Below are 20,278 nucleotides of genomic sequence, written 5' to 3'. Positions count from 1 at the left end.
ATTCGGGTTATTCAATGGTGTTGCCAAGGTCCAGTCCTGCTAAGTCATCATCAGAAATATCAGTTGGGGGCTCAGCCACAATACGCTGTTCGCCCGGTGGCGGGCCGAACAGCAGTCCATCGTACCGAAGTTCGCCCTCCTCTTCTGTAACGGCCACCTCGCCCAGCGCTAAAGGCAACAACTGATCGAGAAAGCTGGCCCTGATTATATCAGGGTCTACTGCGCGGATTTTGGACAAGTGTAAATTGTCAAGGACCGCCCCCTGCAAAGTGGGCCAGTCCCAGGCAGCGCCAGCCCGGGGTGTCATAGCCAGCAGTACAGCGTTAGGCGCTTCGGTATCAGGCTGATCGTATTGCAATGCAATACCGGCATTGACTTCCGGGTCGGGTACCAATTCCTGCCAGTCGTCTACCAACAGGCCGGAGAAGGTACCGTTGCTGAAGCTGAAATCTTTTTGAAGCTCCAGGGCCATCGCCATCGTATCGCCGTGCGGCACAAAGTCACCGTATTCCCAGCCTACCCAGGGGCCCGGCTTCCCTTCCAGCAGTGGTAATTGTAGTAAGGCAAACCCATCACCTTCTTTTGTACCTCCAAAGAGGTCCGTCAGCATATTGCAACGGTAGTAGATATCCGTTTGAGGGCGCAGGGGGGCTTGCGTTTGCAGCCAGCGCTCTATGGCAAAACCATCAGCGGAGGCTTTCAGCTCCGGATCATTCATAGATTGCTGCAGCACCTCCGGGTCGGGTAGCCGAAAATCGGGGTATATCCGGTAGAATCGGCCAAACAGCAGCTCGGTGATGGCTTCCAGCAGTGCGACCTCGCCGGCTGCGTCCTGACCGGGCGGGGGCTGCCGCATCAGCGCAGACAAAAGCGCAGCACTTCCGCTTGCCCATTGTTCGCGGGCTTGTGCCATCCGCTGCCGGGCATCCTCGTGGATATTGCGGCAGCGCCGGATTTCCTGCTCCAGGGTTAGCTTGTCCAGGCGTTCAATGGCAGGGGGCACGGCTTTTACCCAGCCCAAGCCAGCGTAGAAGAAGGTATCTTCCCGTATGCTGCGCAAGCGCTGCTCCAGTTGCGGGTGGCTTTCATTGCCAGACAGGCTGTCTGCCAGCCCCTGCGCCGTATTGAGTGCATTACCGAGGGTGGCCTCCATGTCTTCCATTTTCAGTACCACATTACGCAGCTGACGGCGCAGGAACTCCGGTGCCCAAAGCTGCCCTGCGGCATCAGCCGACTCCTCGTTCGCCCTCAGAAAATCTTCCGGGCGCAGGCTGCGGGTTTCCATCAGTAATTTGCCCAGCCCTGCCGCCAAAGGCTCCATAGCAAATAGAGTATAATCATCAGCTCCGAAGCCGGTGCGGTCCTGCTCCAAAATCTGAATGCGGGTAGTTAGTGGCAGATTTTGCTGTTGGCGTAAGACCCGCTCAATACGGTACTGCAATTCGCTGGTGTCCGGATTTTCACGCTGCATGTGCATCATGTACACCAGATCGATGGGCTCAATGCCCAGATGGCGCAAGGGCAGGGTGGCCGTCTCAAAAACCGGACTGCCGTCTTCTGCCATGCCCGTTTGCCAGCGCACCCGCACTTTAATGAAACTAAGGTCTGGAAGCTGATCGAAAAGCCAGCGGTTGAGCTTGGGGCTCGTCAGCGCACGGGGCGAAAGCGGTGCACCACCGGTGACAGGCAGCGGGCGGTCATGCAGCAGCACGCCCATGCGGAAAGTCAGGGGCAGGCTACTGCGCGGCTGATCGGCAATCTCAGGGCGGGTAGGCTGCTCTCCGTCTGTCATAGCGTCAAGGGCGGCTTTTGCCCGGTCTACCTGCCCATCTACCAGTTGGTATACGCCTTCGGCAGCGAGTAAGTCCTTGACACTGTCCAGTTGATCGGCCAAATCGGTAATAAAGGCTGCTAAATCGGCTTCCGCAGCATCCGCTACAATCGAACGCCAGCTTTCTGCCTCATCCTCAATCAGCGCGACGGCATCGATTACCCGTTGTGACTGATCTTCTTCTGTATCCGGAGCGCTATTTTGACCGGCAGCAACCACAGGGATGACCTCAAACCGGTACTTGTCACGCAAATCCTGAATGAAGGGTGCCAAGGTTGGTACCCCACCCCTACGGAATTCCTGCATGCTGCGCTCCAGGCGGTAGCCCAGCAAGGCAGACAAATCCTGCCCGTTGCGGACCCCTTCCAGCAGGAAGAGGGCGTTTTTCATCCTGCCGGAACTCAGCCCGACAGCAAAAAGGCCATCGCCAGTACCACTTGAGCGGCTGTTTTGGTAGCCACTTCTCAAGACCGCAGCGGTAGTTGCATGACGGAGGGAAGGGGCAGGGATATACTCGGGTAGTGCGGCTCTTGTCTCTCGTTGCAAATTCTCCAGATACCCCCAGGCACCAATATAAAGGCCCGTGCTGCCCGCGCCGGTACGGATTTCCTGCAAGCGCCGGGCGGCATAACTGCTCAGCCAGGCATCAAGGCGGTAAGTGCAGCAGTCGAGGTGCTCCTGTACCATACGCCGGAGGTAAGGTGCCGGCCAGTCTTTGATCTCCCTAAGCAGGTCTATAGCGCCGGGACCTGTTGATGCCGGCTGCTGAAGGCGGCGGCGCAGCAGATGGTACAAGACCGCATGTGGGGGCTCATCCCCCGGTGGGTCGCCGCTATTTGACTCCTCTGCCAGCCATTGCAGGTAATTCTGGGTACTGCCGGGCAGTGGCGGTATCACGCCACCCTCCATCCCGATCAGCACATCCTCGTCGACCGCTTCCACCAGTTGACCGTCTTCGTTGGTTTCCCAAAGCAGGGGCCGGGCCTGAGTTTCGAAAAGCAGCCCGTTAAGGCGTTCCACCTCTGGCAGATTGTTGGCATTCAGCTGGTCGGATATGCTACTGCCCGCCCGTGCTGCCCGCGGGTCCCCTTCCGGTACCTGAAAAATATTGCGCAGGGCTTCATCGCCCGCTACTTCGGGCCGCAGGGCAAAGCGCTGCCGGTAGGATACGCTCGTGGGGTGCAATTGCAAAATGGACAAAAGCTGTAGCTGAGCCTTACGGGGACTGATACCCCGCTTGATGTGCGCTACCTCGTCCAATTGGTCCGTATACCATTTGTGCAACGGCCACAGGATCTGATCCCAGAGCTGCTGCTGCAGGCTACCTTCAGGATCAGGATGGTCGGTATTGAAAGTGGAAAATGGCAGGGCCGGTAGTATGCCGTAGGGCTGATCATCGATTTGTAAAGCCGGCAAGTGCCCCCGCCCGCTAACCCAGGCCGTGAAGTGCTCGCGGAGGTCTGCCTTCAGCCCGGCATCAAGGCTGGGCTGCCAAAAGTCTAATGCCTGCCCGAGGGTTACATCAAACAAAAGCTCGTGGACCTTTCGGGCATCCGTGATACTGCTCAAACTACTATGGCCTAGATCCGAAAATGTACCGGGCGGCAATCCCAGTGCCCGGGCCAGTTGTGCAGCATCACTACCTGAAGGATTGTCTGTCAGGAGGTTATCCTCTTCCGGGCCCCGGTCTTCGGGGCTGAGTTCTGCATCAGCTCCCCGGGTATTATTGGTTGGGGTACCCACTGCAGCCAGGTCCATACCGCCTACTTTGTAACGGTGGTTTTCCAGCAAGCGCTCCAGTACAGCTGCCCCTTCTTCCGGAGTTTCTCCGGAGCGCCAGCCCAGCACCGTCAGGGAGTCGATGCGGTCATCCACTGCCCATGCCTCCAGTGGAATACGCAGGCCCATGCCCACTTCCACCGCCTTAGGGAAATCGGTCATCCACTTCAAATCTTCCGGGATCCGCCGCCCTTCCGGAGAATCTTCAAACTCTGCCGTACTGCCAGGGTCGAGACCCAGCCGCAGTGCCCCCTCTGCGTCTTTGCTTATGAGGTTGCCCTCAAAATGCCGCTGCGTTTCGTTTCTTTTCAGACTAACGATAAAGCGGTCGGGCAGCACATAGGTACGTGGTGCGCTCGACCAGCTATCGGCCATCGTATCCAGGTCGGGCAATTGGGGAGGCGACTGGGGAAAACCGGCTGCATCAATGCCTCCGGTTGGCTGCGTTTCGCGCAGGATGTACCGGGCACGCACCGGGCCGTAGTCTTCTGCCAAAGACCGCCAGGCACCAGCCTTTTGTTCTTCCCGGTTTGTTGCGTCGGCTGCTGCCCAGAGTAGATTCCAGTATTCAACCGCAGCGGCTAGTTCATCTTCGGTAAGGCGGTCTTCGTGGGTGTGCACGAAAATGTCGTCAGGATAAATACGCACCCATAACTCAACCGGGGGATCGTCAGCCCGGGGCGCAGGCATGTTGCCACTGCCCAACGCATTGACCATTGGCGCAGTCGCGAAGCGGGTTTGCAGCTTGACCGGCAACAGGGCAATAGGCTGCCTGCCCTCCAGAGTGGAAAGGGCGGCATTCAGGTTATTCGGGTTGGTTTCAGGCATCGGTGTTGGGGAGTTTGATCATATCGGTAGCATGGACCGCTGCCCGAAATGGTAGTTGTAGCAATATGCCCGCCATATGGGCGGCGTTGTAACCCCAGGTGTAATTTTGGGCGGCACCGGACTCGGCGGGTATCGACCGGTCAGGCTGACTGTCCACCCGCAAAAACTCGCGTGGAGCCACGCTAAAATGCGGCCAGGCCAGGTCATTCCATTCTTCAATCGTACCGAAAGCACTGCTTTCCTCCTCTTTGCTGATATCCAGCCCGAAGCGGGGCTCTCCGGGGCGTTCCTGTACGACAAAAAACCAGCCGGGGTCGGTCTCACTGCCCATGGCTTCGACCACCGTAATGGGGAAGCCAAAGAAAGAAATTTCCGGGTCGATCTTAGCCTGAAAAATCGGCATACGGCGATTGCTGAAGTCGGTCTCCGTAGTCAGGCCCCGGGGCGCTTTGACATTCTTCGCCTTTTGCATATAAACTAAGGCATTGGGGAATTTTTTGAGCAACTCGCTGCGCATAACAAAAACCACGTGGGGGTTTTCCGGGTCAGGAGGCGGGATGTCCCGGTCAGGAGGGCTATTCTGCCCCAACGGCTGATCCATTTTAGTGAGCAGTTGGATATCCGGGGGCGGGAAGGTCGTCGCAAGGTTGTCCGTATCGTCCCAAAAACTACGGAAGTAGCTGCCCCGCTGATCAGTAGGGAACTCCCGCCATAGCAATTCCCGCGCCATCTCGTGGTTTAACCCTAAGAGGTAAGCTTCGATGAAGCGCTGATTGACCTCAAGCAGGGAAAAGGTGTCCATTGGGATGCGTTGTACATTGGGCAGCATCAACTCGGACGAAATAGTAGCCAGGGCTTCGTAGGTGGCTTCCCGAAACTCAGGGTAGGCGATCAGGGAGCGTGTACGGGTAGCGGAAGCAGGTAGGGTTGCGTCGGTACTGACTTGCAGAGATTGCCGCAACCGCTGATTCAGCCCCTGATAGGCTGCCATGAATTTTTGGATCTGTGCCCGGACCTGCCCGGGCGTGGTGGTGGGAAAGGCCGGCACCCCTGCTACGGCCACCTCTACGAGCCGGAAAGTATCCGCTCCCCATTGGAGTTCCTCCCAGTTGGTAGTCACCTGATTGTTATTGGTCGTAGTAGTAGCAGATTCCTCATTGACCTGCAGAGAGATTTCCACCATAGGGTCTTTGGCTACACTTTCAATACTAGCCCGCCGAAGCAGCGGGCTGTTTGCGCGGGCCACCTTCCGGTAATCCTGCCGCAGGGTAGAAGTAGGAAGGTGCAAGCGGGACAAGCGCAGGATTTCCTGTTCCAGGTCGGCAATATCATTTTTGAGGTTTTGAATCTCTTCTCGTTTGGCCTCTTCGTCATTTTGTAAGCGGGCCAGGTCGTTGTTTAGAATGGCTCGTTCGTTCTGGGCCGCGGTGCGGTCATTTATTTTATTCTCACGGGTCGTTTCTTTTTGGCTTTTTTCCTGTTCAAAACCCCCACGTTCCGTTTCGAGTGTGCTGCGTTGCGTGTCCAGGTCGTTGCGTTGCGTGACGCGTTGATCACGCTGCGCACTCTTCGTGTTCAGCTGAGCGGTAATGGTTGCTACCTCACTACTGTTACTTGCATTAGCCAGGTCTTGCTCAAGCGTGGCAATGTCGGTATTCAGCGTTTCGATTTCGGTATTCAGCGTTTCAATGGCGGTGGTTTTCTCAGCGATTTCGGTACCCAGGTCGGCAATTTGGCCCTGCAGCGTAGCAATTTCCTGGTCCAGGGTATTGATTTCGGTGTTCAGCCCGGCAATCTGTTCTTCCTTGGCGCTGATCTCCGTTTCCTTGCTTTCAATTTGCCCCTCAATAGCAGACAACTCACCCTCTGCTGTATGCTTATCGGTTATTTTTTGAGCTCGTGCTTCCCGCTCTCCATTGAGCTGATTTGACAACGCTCCAGTTTGAATGACCCGTTTGCGGACCACCTGCTCCACCGCTTGCGTACTAGCATTGCTTTCCGGAAAGAGGGAACGGCTGTGCATGGAAGAGGAGAAGGCAGAGTACGTGGCTTCGTCCATACCATCAAAGAAAGAGTGCTGCAACTGCCGGGCGGCCTGAGCCGAAAAGCGGGCCAGTCGAATCTGTTGCCGGGCCGCTAAGATCTCAGCCGCCTGCTCCCAGGCGCGGTCCATATAAACATCCTGGTTTTTGCGGACCACCAGCGTACCGAAGCCTGCTGCCACCCGGTTGCGCGGATCGAGGTTGAGCTCCCTAAACCAGGGTTTGCTCCCTCCGGTTTCCACCCGGGTCTTACCAGCGTGCCACTGCCCGTAGAGAGGCGGCAGGACAAAAGGGTCATCTTCGGCTCCGTTGATGTCCAGGGAAGGATCAATAAGTGGCCCCGGGGCACCACCGGGCTCCTGTGGGTCATTCAGGTTAAGAATCTGTTGCAATTGATCCAGAAAGTCCTGAGCAGCATCCTGTCCAAGGAAGTCCACCCGGTTATCATCTGCATTGATGATTTGCAGGGCACCTTCTACAGGCAGGGTCCCCTGCTGCCCCGTGTAGTTTAGTCCGTACCCCACCTGCTGCATATCCACAGGGCGGCGGCCAACGGGGTCTTCCATCACGCGGGGTTCCATACGACGGACCAGGTACTCAAAGTCGGCCTGATCGCTGGTTTGGAAATCCCATTCAAAATAGACGGGCCAGAGCTGTTGGTATTCATCGTTTTGGTGAGCACCCCAGGCAGGTTGCTGTATGTCTTCGCTCAGGATACGGTCTTCCGGTGCACCCAGGCCCGCCAGCCTGCCCTGCTCAAACGCCGGCAACAAGAAGGCGGTATACCGGGTATTGGCTTTAAGGCGGCGCGGGCAAATGAGGCGGGAGGACGCTAAATTGGGGTTCTCCCGGACCAGTTCCTGCAAAGCTGCTGTTTCGCCACCGGCAGGGAGGGAGCGGTTCGCCTGTACATGCGCCCAGGCCCAGGTTTCTGCTGCTGCTGGAAAAGCCACCGGCAAACGCCCGTTGGTAATTGTAGGCAGAGGCGCACCGGGCAGAAAGCGGCGCTCAAATTCGGCTTCCTCCAGGACCACCAGTACCAGCCAGGGGCGGAGCTTGCCTTGCTGTTCCCGGGCGGGCGTATACCGCCAGGGGAAGTCCTCTTCGTAAAATTCGATATATGGGAAGTAGTTGGGCTCAAAGTTGCCAACGTTGGGCCGGGGCTCGGTACGGACAATGGCTTCAGCTTTGATGCCTGTAACATCACCGGGACCTACCAGCTGCACTTTTTTGTAAACCGGTTTGCCCGGGTGCTGCGGGTCTTCCGTCACGTTTGTGATGGGCTGCATAAGGCTGCCGCCCACCGGAAGCCCGTCCACACGCAAGCTTACGTCTACTGTAGCCCGCCCCGTTTGACCGGCAGTGCCCCCTAGTGCATCTGGTTCGTTAATATCTTTGCTGATGCCCTGCCGCACCCAGGGCAAAAAGGTGTATTGCGCGATGCTCATAGTGTTGCTGTTTCGGTAGCTGGCGCTATGCGCATACGCCGGGCCAACTGTGGTTTAAGAGATTGAAGGGTGCGCAGTACCTGCAGAGCCTCCGCTTCTGATTCGTACTGCAGCAGCTGGCCATTCAACGTGACTGTTTTAAGGTGGTTTTGGTCAACGATACTGTAGACCACAGGGCGCGTCTGCACCGCCTGCCGGACTTCCTGCTGCTTAAACCGCTGCCGCCGCCCCATGGAAGAGCGGCTCACGGCGTTCCCGTTGACGAAAACATCATAGTCGGTCTGCTCCATGCTCGCTACCGCCCGGTCGGCCGGACGCAGGAAAAAGTCGGGCCCGTCGATGACCAGCTGCTCGAACCGGTAGCTGCGCTGTACGCCCCCATCAGGCTGCTGTGTCGTAGCCAGGCCGGTGCTCCCTTGCACACTTTTGCCAGACTGCATCCGCTCAAAAGCCTTACGGCTTAGTCGCTGACTGTCGGACATGCGTATAAATTCAGCGGGTGCAAAGAAATCCTTCGTCGCCGCGGCGCCTGTGTATTGCTCAATCGCAAAACGGAAAGCCACGTAGTCGTTGGGGCGCTCGCTACCTATTTTATCAAAACGCATGCCCAGCGGCAGTCGGTCCTGACGGATCGTCAACTGGCCGGCAGGGTGTACGATCAATGCTTCTTCGGGCAGCTCCCGTAGGGTCACCTGCAAGGCTTTGGCCGGGGGCAGGGCTGCTTCCCAGTTTCGGGTATCGCGCAGGGCTTCCAGTAAAAGGGGGAGTGCCGGGCGGGGTGGCAGGATCTCTTTCTTGCGCTTTCCAAAGCGCTTATTCACCCGCACCTTGATCTTAATAAACAGGATTTTGAAGCTGGCTGTACCCTTGAGGTGCCAGGGCGTCGGGCCTGACAGGGAACCCCGCAGATGAATGCCCAGCAGCTCGCTGCTGCCCAGCATAACGGAAAGCCCAGCCCCGACTTCCACAATAAAGTAGAACGGGCTAAAGCGGAACAAGGCATCCAAATAGAGGTACCCAACGACTTTGAACTTACTCACTTTGAAGTAGAAATCAACGCTGGCGCCAAACTGTACCGTATTGGAGGTCACGGCAAAATACGCCTGTATCGTCAGCCGTGGATTGTCGGTAGGCAGCAGATTGATCGTAAGGCGCTTGAGGTTGCCACTAATGGCACGCAGGGGCGGTGGTTTGAATGCCGGGTGGAAGCCCCCAACGGTAAAGAGGAAGTTCGGGGCATTGCCCCAGTTGAGGGCGAAATACATCTCCCCTTCTATACGGTACTGCGCCAGATTAGACTCAAAAATCGCGGCGAAGAAGAACATCTCCCCCTTTTCAAAATCCACCCCGCCAATAAAGTTGGCCTGCAGGTTGATGATCGGCGCATTCTTATCCGGCAGCTGCACCCGCACCACGCCGATGATGGCTAACTGAACCGGGTCCGGTACTTGGATAATAAGCCCCAGCTCTACCGCGATCAGGGTAGGCGTACCCCAGCCGATGATCGCCATCAGGCCGAAAGTGTAGCGCCCTTCCGCGACTGGGAAGAATTGATTCAGGTCGGCAATAATGCGTGGGGCTTCGGCGATAGGGTCGTCGGGGAACATCACCGCATCAATGGCATTAGTCCGTACGCCAGCTGCCAAAGCATCCAGGTTCATGCCCCGGTTGATGGCGATCAGGCCGCCGACACCATTGAGGGTGAAGCCGAAACCCAGTTGTATGGGTTTGAACTCTGCGGTAATCAGTAAGAGGAAGGAAAAGCCCGGGCTACCGTCCGGTTTTTTAGTTTGAAGGATGCCAATCGCTTTGACAGCGACCATCTGCTTGATCACCAACTCTGCCACACCGGCATATTCTCCCTTTTCGAAATCCAGGAAAAGATAACCTCCGCCTTTTATCGTAGGGGTTTCCAGGGAAAGCCCAATACCTTTAGGTGGTTTGAAATCCATGCCAAAATCCAGGACTCCCAGATTGCCGCCAGTAGCCTGATAGTTGATCAGCGCTTTGATGCCCATTTCCTGGACTACTGCGGTAAAGGGGCCCAGCAGCAATTGAACATCGGTACTGAGCGGAATCTCAAAAGCCGGTGGGCTGCCAGCCTCCAGTTTAGGTTTGAGCCCGAGGCTGATCCCCTGTATTTCTAAAGCGCCCAGTTCAATATGTGCCGGGATTTTCACTTCCAGCCCTGCGCTGCCCCGGAAGTAAATGCCCTGCAAACTCGACCACCCGATGGTCAAGTCGAAGAGCGCTGCGATCCCGTCTTTGGGCATCAGGTTATTGAGAAAGCCATCACTGCCTGCACTGACAATCAGAATACGCCCTTCCTGCAGGTGAATTTCCGTGAGGAACTCCAGTGCATTGCCTGTCGCAACCTGTAAGCCTGCTTTCACAGAAAAGGCTTGCAGGTCGAGCCGGTTGCCCTCAGCAGTCCCCAGGAGCGTCAGCCGGTCGGAAGGCCGGGATGCCCGCAAACCTGCCAGCACTTTGCCGGCTATTGCCACATCGGTTTGCTTCAGCGTAGCTCCATTTGGCGCCACCTCCATCTGAAAACCACCCTCCAGCGCTACCGTAGCCTGGAGAATAAGCTCCAGCAAAAGGGAAGCCGTTTGCGTAAGCTTGACGGCCTGCTCAGCGGTGGCCTCGCCCTGTGGTGTGGCCAGGATACCATCCTGCCCTAACCGGGAAAGCTCGAAGCCAAAATTGGTGGCTACACCCCCCGTGCCTGCTGCCCAGAGGGGGACATACAGCTTTTCGCCATTCTCCCTCAGCTCCGCATCAGCAGGCGGAAAGCCTCTGGAACGCTGTGTATTCAGCCATTCGCCCAGATGGTAGAAAAGAAACGGATACTGCTCCGCAAAAGCCGCAGTACCCCAGCCATGACCTGCCTCGGCAAAAACAGCGGCAGGATCAGTGAAGAACCGGGGCAGGCTGTCCCAGTCGATGGGTGCTGCACCATACACAGGCTCCTCCTCAAAAAAACGATGCTCCTCGTCCAGCTCGAAGCGGATCCAGCCCAACAAACTGGCCAGCTGATAAAATCCGGGCCAGTTGGCACGCAGGTAGTCCGCGAGCAGGTAGTCATTAAAGCGCCGGGCGAAAGCCGGCGCATCGTCAATCAGGCTGCTCAGGTCAAGGCTTTGGGCGTCCTCCACCCATTGCCGGAGCGCCTGAAGCTGTGCAGGCAATTCGAGGTCGGTAAAGTTAGCAGGAAAAACAGGCAGCTGATCTCTGATTGCATTGACCGGCCCGTCGGGGTACATGCGTTGCAGTACGCCTTGGTACTGACCGGGGTCGTATACTTTTCCAAGCTCCTGAGCAAGCTGCAGCAGCGTGGAAGGTTGATTATTGGTAGCGGCAGGCATAGCAGATGGGGGTCAGAAGGAATGAACAGATAATGCTTCAACAATCCACTGCGCTTCTGTAGCTATGCCGACAGGCAAAGAACTGCCTGTTTCAGGCTTTCGGTTTTGGGACATCGTTGGGGTTTTAGGTGTTGTTCGGTTAGTGCACAAAGTACACTTTATTGATTTCCGCTCATCAATTTATGTTTTATTTTGCTTAAATTCAATAAGCAGCCATATATATTTTGTTTTTCACTAAACCAAGATGGATGTTTTGGTTTAACGGAGGTAGAAACGGAGGCAGCCCGGAAAGCACCCAGGCCTTCAGGGGTCTTTAAAGGGAGAGTCTTCACGCTGTTCCAGCAGGAGCAGCCGGGCAAATACGATACTGGCCCCGAGTACCACAAGTGCCAGGGCAATCAGCCCCTCGTAGATTTCCTGCAAGATGAAGAAATCATAAATACCATGAATCACCAGAGGGACGAATAGAGCCAGGAGCAGCCGCTTCCTGCGGACTTTGGGGTCTGCTTCAAATTTAGCTTTCCCAAAGTAATACCCCATGATAACGGCAAAGGCAGCGTGAGCCGGCACAGCGGTAAAGGCACGCAGGATGACCGTTTCCAATCCGTACTGCAGGGCGTACATCAGGTTTTCGAGCGTAGCAAAGCCCATACCGATCATTACGGCATAGACGATACCGTCCATCGGTTCATTAAAGAAGCGGGACCGGTAAGGGTAGATATAAAGGCAAAGGTATTTGACCAGCTCTTCGGTCAGTGCTACTACTATGAAGGAGGAGAATAGCGTAAACAGGATACCTTCTCCCTGCAGCCAGGGTGAATAGGTAGCCCAGGTTTCCAGTTTGATGACCCCCAGGGTGGCCAGTGCGCCCAACCAGAAAGTCGCAAAAAGCGGGAAGGGTTGTTCCCGCTCATATTTATCCATACGATAGATGTACCAGCAGATAAACAGCCCTGGTGCAATAGCGGCCAGAAAAAGGAGCACATCCCACATTCCCATCAGCTCCCGGCTTTCGCTTCGCAAAAGGCTGTAAACTGCCGCACATACCGTTGCGTGGCTTTGCGGGCTTCAAACTGCCCCATGTGCCCGGCTTTCTCCAGAATATGTATGGAAGCCACCTCTGGCAGATGTGTTTGGGCCAGGTTCTTTTCCGCAGGGATAGAACTATCCAATTTGCCCACAATAAAAAGCACCGGCACCTGAATACCGCGCAGGGTATTGGTTTCGTCCTGCCGGTTCATCATGGCTTGTTGGGCAGCGATGATGCCTGAACTGGGGAACTTGGCCGCCCGATAGATCAGTTTTTCCAGCAAAAAGGCATTACTGCGCACAAAATTATCAGCAAACAGCCCGGGAATGAGCTGCTTGACAAAAAGGATATGCCCCTGCCGCTGAATGAATTCAACGCTCTTCTGGCGTATTGCTTTTTTATCGGGCTCATCTGCATAAGGATGAGAATGGAAGAGCCCCAAACCGAGCAGGGCCTCCGGGAATAACCGGGCAAAAGCAAGCCCCACATAGCCGCCCATCGAGTGGCCGATGAGCACTACCGGGCCTGTATTGAGGAACTGCAGGAGCGCATGCACCCGCTGCGCCATGCCTTCTATGGTGACGCCTTCCACCACCTCGGACGCACCGAAGCCGGGAAGATCCAGGACAATGACCTGAAAGGGCTCTTCACGCAGATCGTGCTGAAATTCTTCCCAAATCTTATGGTCTTCACAGAAGCCATGCAGCAATACTACTGTCGTGCCTTTGCCTTCTGCATGATAGGCCAATTCCTTTCCTTCGTACTGGAGTTTTTTCATACCTAATGAGTTGTAGGGCTGTTTGCGTCACCCTGGTCTTGTTGGATTACCGCTTTTCAGCTGTGTAAACCGATTATCATAAGCCCCGGCTAAAATACTCCAATCGTAGCGGGCTACAAAATCAGATAGCATCGTTGGGGCCTTGTTCTGGCTTTCCAGCAGCAGGGTTTTGGTTTTTTGGTACAGCTCTTCTGTGGTGTTGTAGAGATATTGTTGGCATTCTTTCGGTAAGTGCTCCGGGAAAGCCAGCCGTTTGGGCAGGATGGGATAGCAGCCGGCATAGATGGCCTCCACTACGCTGCCACCGAAGAAATCCTGGCAGCTGGTAACAGGCAGGATGTCAGCTTGGCGCAATAACCGGGCATAAGCCTGCCGGTCTTCGGCATACCCCCAGTGCAGGATGTGCTCAGCCAGGCGCTCTTTCGCTTCCGCAAAAACGGGTGGCGCGCCACGGTAGTTTGCGCCAAGCACGATGAGTCGAAAGGGGATGCCTTCAGCTTGCAAGCGAAAGAGTAGCTGAAAAAAAGCCCCCGGGTCTTTATCATACTCCCAGCGGTGGTTCCAGAGCACGACAGGCGGCCCGGGCACTTGGCGGGCATCAGCTTTTAGGGACTGAAGTGGCATACCGAGGTGCAAGACCTCACTCTTGCGCTCTATCTCTGGCAAATGCGCCAGGCCGCGGGTATCCGGAAAGGCACGCAGGAAGCCCGGTAGCGCCTCCAGGAAAGCCCTGCGGTGGTAGTAAGAATTAAAAAAAACTGCATCTGCAGCTAGTGCCGAAGTAAAATTGAGATAGGCATAGTGCCGGTCGCGCTGTTGGTCCACATCCTCATCGGTAGGCGACCAGGGGTAAGTGAGCTGGTTTTCGTGAAAATAAAGCCCCACCGGCACCCTGTGCACTAAGTCGCGCACCTGCCCCAAAAACCCCGCAAGGTCCAGCATATCAGTAGCCAGAATGAGGTCCGGGCGCGCCCCCTGCTCCCGAAACCGGGCTGCCAGCTCTGGTGCGCCCCCGAACATACGCCACTTCCAGTGCCGGCCCGGCAGCGTCATCAGCGTTATTTCGTGGGCACTATGCGCCTGATAACCCTCCGCCCATTGCCGGTGACTGCCCGAGAAAAAAGGTTCGAAAAGAAAAATTTTCATGTTAACAGGTTGCTAAATCTAACATTGGCATTAGGTGCCGAAGCGGAGTTTACTATATTTACTCCATATTGACCGGAACATACCGGAAAACTACAAAATTAACCATGCCTGGTTTCTCAGATTTAAAAAAAGGACTGTCTAGCATCGAATCGCTGGAGCGCGAGCTCAACCTCAAGCAGCTACAGATCAACCGATTGCTGAACATTACCCAAGCCATCAACAACAATGTGTCGGCTGAGGGGCTGTTCAATATGTACCGGTCCTTCCTGAGCTGGGAAATCGGGGTAAAAAAGATGGCGCTCTTCGTGCAGGATGAGGAGGGCGGAAAATGGAAGTGCACGGCCAGTATCGGCATCGAGGAAGAGATCCCCACGGCTGAAGTCAGCAAGCAGTTTTACAAATACACCCGCCTGATCAGCGTAGATGAAGCCGAGCACCCTTTTATCCGCCGGTTTGATGTGGTCATCCCCGTCCGGCACAAGGAGAAGTCTATTGCCTACGTGTTCATCGGCGGCTTTAATGAAGAGGATGATATGTACAATAAGGTGCAGTTCATCACCACCATTACCAATATCGTTGCGGTAGCCATTGAGAACAAGCGGCTCTTCAAGCGGCAACTGGAACAGGAGCGCCTGAAGCGTGAAATGGAGTTGGCCGGCGAGATGCAGCGCATGTTGATCCCCAAGCAACTGCCTTACACCAGCTGCTATCAGCTCGACAGCATCTACAAACCGCACTATGGGGTGGGTGGCGACTACTTCGACTTCATGGAGTTCGATAACGGGCGCATCATCTTTTGTATTGGGGATATTTCCGGTAAAGGCGTGGCTGCGGCCCTTCTGATGGCCAACTTCCAGGCCAATTTTCATACCCTGATCAAGAAGCAGGCGGACCTGGGCGAGTTTGTACAAGACCTCAACCACTCGGTCAACCTGATCACCAAGGGGGAGCGGTTCATCACGTTCTTCATTGCTGCCTATGATATGAAGACTCAGACCCTGAGCTACGTCAATGCCGGGCACAACCCTCCCGTGCTGGTCAATGACGGTCAGGTTCAGCTGCTCGACCGGGGCTGTACGATCCTGGGCTCTTTCCCGAAACTACCGGAACTGGAAGTCGGGGAAGTCAACCTCGATGGGGAAGCCATTGTCCTCACCTTCACGGATGGGCTGACCGACCTCCAAAATGAGAAAGAAGAATACCTGAACGAGCAACAGCTCTACCGTTTTGTCCGCTCCAACTACAAGCTTACCGCAACAGACTTCAACAAAAAGCTAATGGGCTACCTGGAGGCTTTCAAAGGCGAGAACATCTACCCGGACGACTTCACGGTGCTCACCTGCAAAATATTCACGCCCGGCCATAGTCAGGGATAAGCGCTTAATCCACTTCCTCATAATCGATGTACTCATCGTCGTTATCGTCCTTTCGGGGCTTCTTTTGGTGATCGTCGTACCGGATTTGGTCACGATCATTGCTTTGCCCACCGCCGATGGCGTTAGAGCCGAAGAAATACTTGTAAGCGGCATAGATGATCAAACCGGTGAAGAGAAGCTTGAGCATGGTAAAAACGTTGATCCCTGAAATCGCTGTAGCGTATTGAACCTTTAGCATTTTCAGGTTTATGAATGTGCAATAATACGCCTTAGTTCGGACTCAGCCGAAAAAGAAGGCGTAAATCGGGCAACAAGCCACAAGTATTCAAATGGTATTGCTGCCCTGCACTACCAAGATTTTTTTACTTTTGCAGTTCTTCATGCCGGAGCCCGGGCCAAAGTTACCTTAGCCCAACGCACTCGCAAAAAAAAGAATAATCTAAATGGGATCAACAAACCGCTTACACACTATCGCTGGCTGGCTGGTATTTGCTATCACGCTAACGGTCTACTTCTTTTCTGCCGAGCGTACAGGCAGCCTCTGGGATTGTGGGGAATTTATCCTCGGAGCCTATAAGCTACAGGTCGTCCACCCACCGGGTGCTCCTTTCTTTATCCTCGTTGGCCGGCTGTTCACCTGGTTCGCAGAGCTCCTTTCTGACAACCCCGCAGATATTGCCTTTGCCGTCAACCTGATGTCGAGTATCTCCACTGCTTTTGCAGCTACCTTTGTGTGCTGGACCACCATCATCCTCGGGAAAATGGCTTTGGTAGGCCGGGAAGACACCCCTGACAACGGGCAGAATATCGCACTGGCTGGTGCGGGCATCGTAGCAGGCCTTACTACCGCCTTTGCGACTTCCATCTGGTTTTCGGCTGTAGAGGGAGAAGTGTATGCTATGTCTACGTTCTTCACGACCCTCACTCTGTGGTCTATGATGAAGTGGTACAATCTGCCAGACACCCCTTCCGCTGACCGATGGCTGTTGTTCACTGTTTATGCGGCGGGGCTTTCAACCGGCGTCCACCTGTTGAGTTTGCTGACTTTCCCAGCTCTGGCTTTGTTCTACTATTTCAAAAAATACAATGAGTATACCTGGAAAGGCATTTTCATTGCAGCAGCGGTAGGTGTCGCGATCATCGTTGCGGTACAAAACTTTGTGATCGTTGGTATTCCGGGGCTCTGGTCTACGTTTGAGCTCTTGATGGTCAACGGTTTGGGGCTACCTTTCCACTCGGGGATCATCCCGACGTTCATCGTTGTGGCCGCCATTATTGTTTTGTTGCTGATGTATGTGCACGGCAAGATTTCCTCACCGGTACCGATGTACGTCCTGGCCGGTGTATTCCTGCTCATTGGGCTGTACGCCGAGGATACGGTTGGTGGTGGCCGGCTGATCCGGATGGTGGCACGAGCAGCCGTGATCGGTGGGCTGGGCTACTTCATGAGCGCTATTCTCAATCGCTACCGCCGCGAGGCGCAGCTCTTCGCTATTGGTGCAGCGCTGGTGATTGTCGCCTTTTCTACCATCGGCCTGGTGGTTATCCGGGCTAATGCAGGCCCGCCCATCAATATGAACGCCCCTACCGATGCGATGCGCCTGCTGCCTTACCTCAACCGGGAGCAGTACGGTGAGCGTGCGCTGTTGCATGGCCCGCACTTTGATGCGCGCCCGATGAAAACAGAGATTGAGGATCGCTACGGCCGTAAAGGCGACCGGTACGAGATTGTAGATCAAAAGATTTCTTACGTCTACCGGGATCAGGATAAGATGCTTTTCCCACGTATGGGCGACTACAGTCAGGGCCGCCCACGGCTTTACAAACAGTGGGTGGGCATGGACCCCAATAAACCGCTGCCTCCGGGCCGCCCGAATCAGGCCGACAACATCAGCTTCCTGGTGAATTATCAGCTGGGGTGGATGTACTGGCGCTACTTTATGTGGAACTTCTCCGGGCGGCAGAACGGCGAGCAGGGCTACTACCCCTGGGATAAATCGGCCGGCCACTGGATATCTGGCATTAAAGCGCTGGACGAAGCCCGCCTGGGCAATCAGGATAAACTGCCGGAAGCCGAACGGAACGCAGAAGGGCGGAATGTTTACTATATGCTGCCTTTCCTCTTTGGCCTTATTGGGCTCTTCTTCCACTTCCGCAGGCGCTCCAACGACGCGACCGGGCTACTAGCCCTGTTCATCATCACCGGTATCGGGATCATCATCTATTCCAATCAGCCTCCGAACGAGCCCCGTGAACGGGATTATGTACTGGTCGGCTCCTTCTTCACCTACGCCATCTGGATTGGCATGGCGGTACTGGCGCTTTACGAACTGCTGAAAAAACGTGCTGGTCTTGCCGGCCCTGTATCCGCAGCGGTAGCCACAGCGGTTATTCTCATCGCACCGGCTCTCATGGGCACTCAGAACTACGACGATCAGAGCCGTCTTCATCATACTGGTGCCCGGGACTATGCCAACAACTTCCTGCAAAGTGTGGAAGAAAATGCCATTATTTTCACCTACGGCGACAACGATACCTACCCGCTTTGGTACGCACAGGAGGTGGAAGGCATCCGCACGGATGTGCGGGTGGTCAACCTGAGCCTGATCGCCGTAGACTGGTACATTGATCTGCTGCGCCGCAAGGTGAACGACTCGCCACCAATCAAGATGACGATTCCGAGCGAAGCCCTGAGGGGCAACATGCGGAATCAGGTCTTTTACTACAATACAACTGGAAACGACCGGCCCAAGACACTACAGAACCTTCTGGAATTCCTTGGCAGTGACCACCCCATTACCCTGCCCTTCTCTTCGGGTGCCCGTGAGGTAGAGAGCTACTTCGACACCAAGCAGGTGTACATCCCGGTCAACAAGCAGGAGATCCTGTCCAAGGGAGTAGTCAGTGAAAAAGACACGGCAAACATCGTGGATGCCATTCCGCTCAACCTGCAGTCCAAAGACTATCTGATCAAAGACGAGCTGGCTATTCTTGATGTGATCGGTAGCAACCTCTGGGACCGCCCGGTCTACTTTGCTGTGACCGCCCGTCAGGAGAAGCTCTTCGGCCTTGATGACTATATGCAACTGGAAGGCCTGGCTCTCCGAATCGTACCTGTCAAGTCGAGCAGCGAGACCCAATACGGCATCATTGGCAGTGGCCGGGTAGACGGAGAGAAAGTCTATGAGAACGTCATGAACGATTTTATGTGGGGCAACTTTGACCAAGAAAAGCTCTTTGTGGACCGCAGCTACGCGCCAAGTGTGCAGAGCCATCAATTGAGTATGCGCCGGGCTGCTTTACAGCTGCAACAAAGCGGGCAGACGGACAAAGCTGTAGCACTTATCGATAAGTACTTTGAAGTCTTCCCGGATATGAACTTCCCATATGATTACCGGGCGTACTACATGATTAGTGTGTACCTGGAAGCCGGTGCCTATGACAAGGCCAAGCCGCATCTTCAGATTCTGGCCGAACGTACCGCCGACGAGCTGGATTATTACAATTCTCTTGATCCGGATATCCTGGAGAGCAGCTATCAAACAGAATACATGCTGGCGATGCGCACGATGGAGGACCTCATCCGCGCCGCACAGCAAAACAATGACGAGGCATTTGCTCAAGAGCTACAGCGCTTGTTTGAGCCGTTCCAGATGAATATGCCTAATAATATGATGCAACCAGGAAATGGAGGACGCTAAAAAAACAATCGCCATCGGGTGCGATCATGCCGGCTACCCTTACAAAGACCGGATCATTGCTTTCCTTGAATCGGAAGGCTGGACGGTCCGGGATTTTGGCACGGATTCACCGGATTCCGTTGACTATCCTGACTTTGTGCACCCAACCGCTGAGATGGTGGAATCGGGCGAAGCACAACTGGGGATTGTCCTCTGCGGCAGTGGCAATGGTGTGGCGATAACCGCCAATAAGCATCAGGGCATTCGGGCAGCGCTTTGCTGGCTTCCGGAGCTGGCGAGCCTGGCCCGGGAGCACAACAACGCAAACATGCTTGCGCTGCCCGTCCGCTTTATTGAAGAAGCTATGGCGGTTGAAATCACCAAAGCCTTTCTTTCGGCTTCGTTCGAAGGCGGCCGTCATGCCAGGCGGGTTGGTAAAATAGCTTGCGGATAGATTGTTAGAGCTCTCCAAACCAGGGTTATCCTGACCTGGAAGACTGAACTATAAAAGCCCCACCTGCAGTTAAGCAAGTGGGGCTTTTTGCTTTTTAGCGAAGGGGGATAAGAGTCTGGAATGGCTCCAAAATAAAGAAAGGACGGAAGGTTAACCTCCGCCCAGTCTTTGTGTGGCACTTGCTCTTACCCCCCGATAACAAGCAAGCACGCACTTCTTGAACGCCCTACAGGGCGCATAAACATTAAAAGGTCCTATTGCGCGAGCAACGGATCAACTACCCCCCAGTATTGACCACGCTGCTCACAACAATAGACCTTTGCAAGCTACACAAGGCAGCCTGCATCGGCTTTTATCCAGGTGCACGAAGCGGGGGCGCAACACCTGTTGTTCACACACGGTGCCATTCATTTGAAGCAACCGTGCAAACGATGTCTTAGTAAATAAAGAAGTTGGTATGTAGATAGGGTGTACAGCCCGAATCGTTCAGGCGCACCTCTCTTTTGAATAGCTCTTTCAGA

General features: G+C 55.0%; 10 protein-coding genes. 3 read left to right on the top strand and 7 right to left on the bottom strand.

What is annotated here, in order from left to right; all coding sequences use genetic code 11:
• Positions 1–7: 7 nt before the first annotated feature.
• The 6 genes from RIC19_RS19220 to RIC19_RS19195 form a co-directional block, all read right to left on the bottom strand.
• Positions 8–4,438 carry a hypothetical protein gene (locus RIC19_RS19220; RefSeq protein WP_350179984.1) on the bottom strand — a complete coding sequence of 1,477 codons (4,431 nt, stop codon included), beginning with the start codon at positions 4,436–4,438 and terminating at the stop codon, positions 8–10.
• Positions 4,431–7,928, bottom strand: a complete 3,498-nt coding sequence (locus RIC19_RS19215) for a murein hydrolase activator EnvC family protein (protein WP_350179983.1) — start codon at positions 7,926–7,928, stop codon at positions 4,431–4,433. Before RIC19_RS19215 ends, RIC19_RS19220 begins: the two co-directional genes overlap by 8 nt.
• Positions 7,925–11,293, bottom strand: a complete 3,369-nt coding sequence (locus RIC19_RS19210; protein ID WP_350179982.1) for a DUF6603 domain-containing protein — start codon at positions 11,291–11,293, stop codon at positions 7,925–7,927. The genes RIC19_RS19215 and RIC19_RS19210 overlap by 4 nt, the downstream gene beginning before the upstream one ends.
• 303 nt (positions 11,294–11,596) lie before the next feature.
• Positions 11,597–12,292 carry a PrsW family intramembrane metalloprotease gene (locus RIC19_RS19205; RefSeq protein ID WP_350179981.1) on the bottom strand — a complete coding sequence of 232 codons (696 nt, stop codon included), beginning with the start codon at positions 12,290–12,292 and terminating at the stop codon, positions 11,597–11,599.
• A complete protein-coding gene (locus RIC19_RS19200) occupies positions 12,292–13,101 on the bottom strand; it encodes an alpha/beta fold hydrolase (protein WP_350179980.1) in 810 nt (269 codons plus the stop codon). The genes RIC19_RS19205 and RIC19_RS19200 overlap by 1 nt, the downstream gene beginning before the upstream one ends.
• A 27-nt stretch (positions 13,102–13,128) precedes the next feature.
• Complete coding sequence (locus RIC19_RS19195) at positions 13,129–14,247, bottom strand: tRNA-queuosine alpha-mannosyltransferase domain-containing protein (RefSeq protein WP_350179979.1); 1,119 nt, start codon at positions 14,245–14,247, stop codon at positions 13,129–13,131.
• A gap of 104 nt (positions 14,248–14,351) precedes the next feature.
• Here RIC19_RS19195 and RIC19_RS19190 point away from each other — a divergent pair, with 104 nt between their 5' ends.
• Positions 14,352–15,623 (top strand): GAF domain-containing SpoIIE family protein phosphatase, encoded by a 1,272-nt coding sequence (locus tag RIC19_RS19190; protein ID WP_350179978.1) that lies wholly within the window; start codon positions 14,352–14,354, stop codon positions 15,621–15,623.
• 4 nt (positions 15,624–15,627) lie between these two features.
• Here RIC19_RS19190 and RIC19_RS19185 read toward each other — a convergent pair whose 3' ends face one another.
• A complete protein-coding gene (locus RIC19_RS19185; RefSeq protein ID WP_350179977.1) occupies positions 15,628–15,861 on the bottom strand; it encodes a hypothetical protein in 234 nt (77 codons plus the stop codon).
• A gap of 205 nt (positions 15,862–16,066) precedes the next feature.
• Here RIC19_RS19185 and RIC19_RS19180 point away from each other — a divergent pair, with 205 nt between their 5' ends.
• Positions 16,067–19,324, top strand: a complete 3,258-nt coding sequence (locus RIC19_RS19180; RefSeq protein WP_350179976.1) for a protein O-mannosyl-transferase family — start codon at positions 16,067–16,069, stop codon at positions 19,322–19,324.
• Positions 19,311–19,757, top strand: coding sequence for a ribose 5-phosphate isomerase B (gene rpiB / locus RIC19_RS19175; protein ID WP_350179975.1), 447 nt, complete (start codon positions 19,311–19,313; stop codon positions 19,755–19,757). Before RIC19_RS19180 ends, rpiB begins: the two co-directional genes overlap by 14 nt.
• The last annotated feature ends 521 nt before the right edge of the window (positions 19,758–20,278 follow it).

Origin of the sequence: Phaeodactylibacter sp., from assembly GCF_040219495.1 — a bacterium.
Classification (GTDB): domain Bacteria; phylum Bacteroidota; class Bacteroidia; order Chitinophagales; family Saprospiraceae; genus Phaeodactylibacter.
Note: the sequence above shows the minus strand (reverse complement) of the source record. Positions and strands in the feature narration are given on the sequence as shown.